Origin of the sequence: Actinomadura geliboluensis (assembly GCF_005889745.1) — a bacterium.
GTDB lineage: Bacteria > Actinomycetota > Actinomycetes > Streptosporangiales > Streptosporangiaceae > Spirillospora > Spirillospora geliboluensis.
On sequence record NZ_VCKZ01000552.1, the window covers coordinates 1 to 5,139 of the forward strand.

The following is a 5,139-nucleotide window of genomic DNA, read 5'->3' on the forward strand; positions in this document are numbered from 1 at the left end:
GTCCGAGGCCGAGGGCACGGCCGAAGTGGGGCCGCCGCGCGGCGCACCGCTCGGCGTCGAACTGTCCGGCGTCCGCAAGTCGTTCGGCGGCGTGCACGCCCTGCGGGGCGTCGACCTCACCATCGAGCCCGGCAAGGTGCACGCGATCGTCGGGCCGAACGGCTCGGGGAAGACGACCCTGCTCAACGTGATCAGCCGCCTGCTGCGGCAGGACGAGGGCCGGGTCCTCCTCGGCGCCGAGGACGTCAGCGGGGCTCCGGCGGAGCGGCTCGCCCGGCGCGGTGTCGCGCGGGTCTTCCAGACCCCGCGGCTGCTCGGGGCGTCGAGCCTGCGCGACAACGTCCTGCTCGGCGCCTACGCGCGCGAACGGTCCGGTGGGCCGGCGACCGTCCTGCGGCTGCCCCGGGCCCGGCGCGAACGAGCGGCCCTGGCGGCGGAGGCCGACCGCCTGCTGGCCGCCCACGGCCTGGCGGGACGGGCGGACGAGGAGGCCGCCGCGCTGCCGCACGGCGAGCAGCGGCTGCTGGAGGTGGCGCGGGCGCTGATGGCGCGCCCGCGGCTGCTGCTGATGGACGAGCCGGCCGCCGGGCTCACCCCGCGCGAGCTGGAGGCGCTCGGACGCCTGATCCGCGCGATCCGCGACGCCGGCACCACCGTCGTCCTGGTGGAGCACCACATCGAGCTCGTCGCGAACGTCGCCGACGTGGTGACGGTCCTCGACCGGGGCGAACTGGTGACGTCGGGGGCGCCGGAGGACGCCCTCGGCGACGCGCGGGTCGTCGAACTGTACCTGGGGGCACCGGCATGACGGCGCAGGGCGAGGAACTGATCAGCGTGTCCGGGCTGAGCTCCGGGTACGGGGCGGTGCCGGTGGTCCGCTCGGTGGACTTCGCGGTCCGGACGGGCGAGGTCTTCGCGGTGGTCGGCGGCAACGGCGCCGGGAAGACCACCCTGCTCAGCACCATCTCGGGGCTGCTGCGCCCCACGTCCGGGTCGGTGCGCTTCGGCGGCACCGACATCACCGGGTGGAGCCCGGAGCGGATCGTGGCGCACGGCCTCGTCCACATCCCCGAGGGCAGGCGCCTGTTCACCGGGCTCACGGTCGCCGAGCACCTGCGGCTGGGGCTGTGGAACGTCCCGAACCGGCGCAGGGTCGAGCGGGAGCGGACGGAACGGGTCGTCGACCTGTTCCCGGTCCTGGGCGAGCGGATGGACGCCTACGCGGAGGTGCTCAGCGGCGGGGAGCAGCAGATGCTCGCCATCGGCCAGGCGCTGATGCGCGAGCCCCGGGCGCTGCTGCTGGACGAGCCGTCCATCGGCCTCGCGCCCGTGGTCATCAAGCGGGTGTTCGCGGTGGTGGACCGGCTCCGCGAGCAGGGCCTGACGGTGATCCTGGTCGAGCAGCGCGTCGGCCAGGCGCTGGCGCTCGCCGACCGGGGGCTCGTCATGCGGCACGGTGAGGTGGAGGCGTCCGGGGACGCCGCCGCGCTGGCGGCGGACCCGGCGCTGCGGGTCGCCTACCTGGGCGCGGCGGCGGCCGGCGGGCCGCGGAACGAGGAGTGACATGAGCGACGAATGGTGGGGCCCGGCGGTGCCCGGGGCCGAGGACTGCGTGGTCGGGGAGCTCCTCGTCCGCCGTGCCGCCGAGCACCCCGACCGGGTGTACGCGGTCTTCCAGGACGGGACGCGGTGGACCTACGCCGAGACCCTGGCCGAGGCCGAGCGGGTCGCCGCCGGGCTGCACGGCCTCGGCGTGCGGCCGGGCGACACGGTGGTCTCCTGGCTGCCGAACGGGCCGGACGCGCTGCGGGCCTGGTTCGGCGTGAACCTGCTCGGCTGCACCCTCGTCCCGCTGAACACCGCCTACCGCGGTGGGCTGCTCGAACACGCGATCCGGCTGTCGGGGGCGCGGGCGGCGGTCGTGCACGCCGAGCTGGCCGGGCGGCTGGCCGACATCGACACCGGCGCGCTGGAACGCGTGGTCGTGCTCGGACCGGACGACGCCCGGCCGGAGACGGCATCTGGGCTGGAAGTCCTCGGGCCGGAGGCGCTGGCCGCGCCCGCCCCCGGATTCCGGGCGGAGGCGCCGGCCAGGCCGTGGGACCCGTACGCGGTGATCCTGACGTCCGGGACGACCGGGCCGTCGAAGGGCGTCCTGTGCTCGTACGTCCAGCTCGCGGCGTGCGCGCGCGCCGCGTTCACGGGTTTCGGAGCCGCCGACCGCTACATGGTGAACCTGCCGCTGTTCCACGCGGGCGGCACCATCGGTACCTACGCCGCGCTGCTGTTCGGCGGCGGGATCAGCCTCGTGGACGCGTTCGACACCGAGGCGTTCTGGCCGACCGTCCGCGCGACGGAGACCACGCACGTCACGCTGCTCGGCGTGATGGCGACGTTCCTCGGCAAGCGCCCGCCCTCTCCGGAGGACCGCGCGCACCCGCTCCGGCGCGTCTTCATGATCCCCCTCATCGAGGACAGCGCGGCGTTCGCCGAGCGCTTCGGCGTCGACGTGGTCGCCATGTTCAACATGACGGAGGTCTCGATCCCGATCATCTCCGGGCCCGACCCGGAGGTGCCGGGCACGTCCGGGCGGCTGCGGCCGGGCGTCGAGGCGCGGGTCGTCGACGAGCACGACCGGGCCGTCCCCGACGGGGAGGTCGGCGAGCTGGTGCTGCGCACCGCGCAGCCCTGGGCGATGAACTCCGGCTACCTCGGGATGCCCGAGGCGACGGCGCGGGCCTGGCGCAACGGCTGGTTCCACACCGGCGACGCCTTCCGCACGGTGGACGGCGAGTACTTCTTCGTCGACCGGATGGGCGACACGATCCGGCGCCGCGGCGAGAACATCTCCTCGGCCGAGGTGGAGGCCGAGCTGCTGGCGCATCCGGCGGTCCGGGAGGCCGCGGTGGTCGCGGTGCCGAGCCCGCACGGCGAGGACGACGTGCTCGCGGTCGTCGCGCCCGTGGACGGCGCGGCGGTCGACCCCGCCGAGCTGCTGCGCTTCCTCATCCCGCGGATGGCGCACTTCATGGTGCCGCGCTACGTGCGCGTGGTCGGCGCGCTGCCGCACACGCCCACGAACAAGATCGAGAAGCACCGGCTGCGCGCGGAGGGCGTCACGGCGGACACCGCCGACCGCGAGCGGCTGGGCGTCGTCGTCCGGCGGGACCGCATCGGCGGGACGTCCCCCGCCCGCTGAACCGCCCGGCCGGAGGGCGCACCGGCACGTCCGGTGCGCCCTCCGGTCTCCGCGCGTGCGGGACGACCCACCCGGCAGACCGCCGGGGCGTCAGGTCTGACGGGGCGTCAGGTCTGCTGGGGGTCGGCGCCGACGAGCTGGAGGGCCAGGAACGCGTACTGGTCGGCGAGCTCCCGGGCCGTCATCGCGCCCTCGGGCCGGAACCACTGCCCGGCGTTGATGCACATGTCGAGGATGGCCTTGGCGACCACGTCCACCTGCGCCGGACGCTGCGAGCGCGGGTCGCTCAGCCGGAACCGGCCGGCGGCCAGGCCGCGCTCCAGCGTCCGCTCGAAGATCCGGCGGACGCGCCGCTGCGCGTCCAGGACCTCGCGGGCCTGCTCGGGCGGGAGGTGGCGCCACTCGGTCCGGGCGACGAGGCCCTCGATGCGCCGCTCGGTGTGGAACAGGGTGAGCTCCCGCACCAGCTCCGCGAGCTGCCGGTCGGGGCGGTCGCCGCCGTGCAGGAGGCCCTCCTCCAGCAGGGCCTCCGAGTCCTCGTGGGCGCGTTTGAGGATCGCGTAGAGGACCTCCTCCTTGGACCCGTAGTGGTTGTAGAGCGAGCCCGCGGTGACCCCGCACGCGGCCGTGATCTTGCGGACGCTGGTGGCGGGGAACCCGTCCTCGTAGAACAGGCGCGCCGCCTCGTCGAGGATCCGCCGGCTCATCGAGGCCGCGGCCGGGGTGCCGGCGGCGGTCGTCCGGGAGCGTGTCGTAGCCACGCCTTGACGCTATCACCACATGAACGTTCATTGACCTGTCATCGGGACATCTGGTAAACAAACGTTTGTACACAAGGGAGGCCGTGATGCGTGAACCGGTGATCGACGTCTGCGAGGTCGCCTATGACACCGAGTGCTGGACGGCCTATCTGGGCGCGCTGGCCGCCGCCGCGCCCCGCTACCTCGTGCTGTTCGCCGGGCGGCTCGCCGCCCGCACCGGGCGGGCGCCCGGCGAGGTCGCGGCCGACGCGGCGCGCGACCCGGCCGGCACGGCGGAGCGGCTGGCCGCCGTCCTCGGGGACGGCTTCGACATCGACCGCCATGTCGCCGCGCTCGCCGAGACCGGGGTGGCCCACCAGGTCCTGCACGGGGGGCCGTGGCCCGTCGCGGACGGCACCGTGAACGACCGGGTCGCCGGCTACGCCGCGCGGCACCCGGACCGGCTCAGCGCGTGGGCGGGCGTCGCCCTCGCCGATCCGCGGGCCGCGCTCGCCGAGGCGCGCCGCGCGCTCGACTCGCTCGGTGCGACGGGCCTGTCGGTGATCCCGTTCCTCGACGGCGTCGACCCGTCCGGGCCCGAGCACGCCGAGTTCTGGCGGTTCGCCGCCGACGCCGGCGTCCCGGTGTGGCTGCACTGCGGGCAGCACTTCCGCTCCGACGTCCCGATCGACGTCTCGGCGCCGCGCGTGCTGGACCGTATCGCCGGCACCCACCCCGGCCTGGTCCTGATCGCCGGCCATGGCGGATGGCCCTGGGTCGCCGAGATGCTGGCCGTGGCGCAGCGGCACCCCAACGTCCACCTGGAGTTCTCCTCGCACCGGCCGTCCAGGATGGCGGCCCCCGGATCGGGCTGGGAGGCGCTGCTGGCGCTGGGCGCCGGGCCCGTCCGGGACCGGGTCATGTTCGGGTCGACCAGCTGGACGCAGGCCCGCCCGCCCGCCGCGCTCGCCGCCGAGGTCGCCGGGCTCGGCCTGCCGGACGGCACCGTCCGGGCCTGGCTGGCGGTCATGGCCGTCACGCCCTGACGCGGCACGCTCCGGCGTCCTTGACGACTGCACCGACTTGGACTGGCCGAGCACCGTCGCGGCGTTCACCGTGGCGCGCCACGGCCCGGCGAGCAGTTCGGCGGCGCGCAGGAAGATCGCGGCACGGTCCTCCAAGGCCATGGCCCGCCAGCCG

General features: G+C 75.3%; 5 protein-coding genes. 4 read left to right on the forward strand and 1 reads right to left on the reverse strand.

What is annotated here, in order from left to right:
• The 3 genes from ETD96_RS41055 to ETD96_RS41065 form a co-directional block, all read left to right on the forward strand.
• A partial coding sequence (locus ETD96_RS41055; RefSeq protein WP_138641881.1) for an ABC transporter ATP-binding protein occupies positions 1-808 on the forward strand: 808 nt, incomplete at its 5' end.
• Positions 805-1,563, forward strand: coding sequence for an ABC transporter ATP-binding protein (locus ETD96_RS41060; RefSeq protein ID WP_138641882.1), 759 nt, complete (start codon positions 805-807; stop codon positions 1,561-1,563). The genes ETD96_RS41055 and ETD96_RS41060, both read left to right, overlap by 4 nt.
• Before the next feature lies 1 nt (position 1,564).
• The gene (locus ETD96_RS41065; protein WP_138641883.1) at positions 1,565-3,199 is read left to right on the forward strand and encodes an AMP-binding protein; all 1,635 of its coding nucleotides are present in this window, start codon (positions 1,565-1,567) and stop codon (positions 3,197-3,199) included.
• Between the two features lie 107 nt (positions 3,200-3,306).
• Here the strand turns inward: ETD96_RS41065 and ETD96_RS41070 are convergent, their stop codons facing one another.
• Positions 3,307-3,960, reverse strand: a complete 654-nt coding sequence (locus ETD96_RS41070) for a TetR/AcrR family transcriptional regulator (RefSeq protein WP_138641884.1) — start codon at positions 3,958-3,960, stop codon at positions 3,307-3,309.
• Positions 3,961-4,046: 86 nt separating this feature from the next.
• On the opposite strand from ETD96_RS41070, the gene ETD96_RS41075 reads away from it, so the two are divergent.
• The gene (locus ETD96_RS41075) at positions 4,047-4,985 is read left to right on the forward strand and encodes an amidohydrolase family protein (protein WP_138641885.1); all 939 of its coding nucleotides are present in this window, start codon (positions 4,047-4,049) and stop codon (positions 4,983-4,985) included.
• The last annotated feature ends 154 nt before the right edge of the window (positions 4,986-5,139 follow it).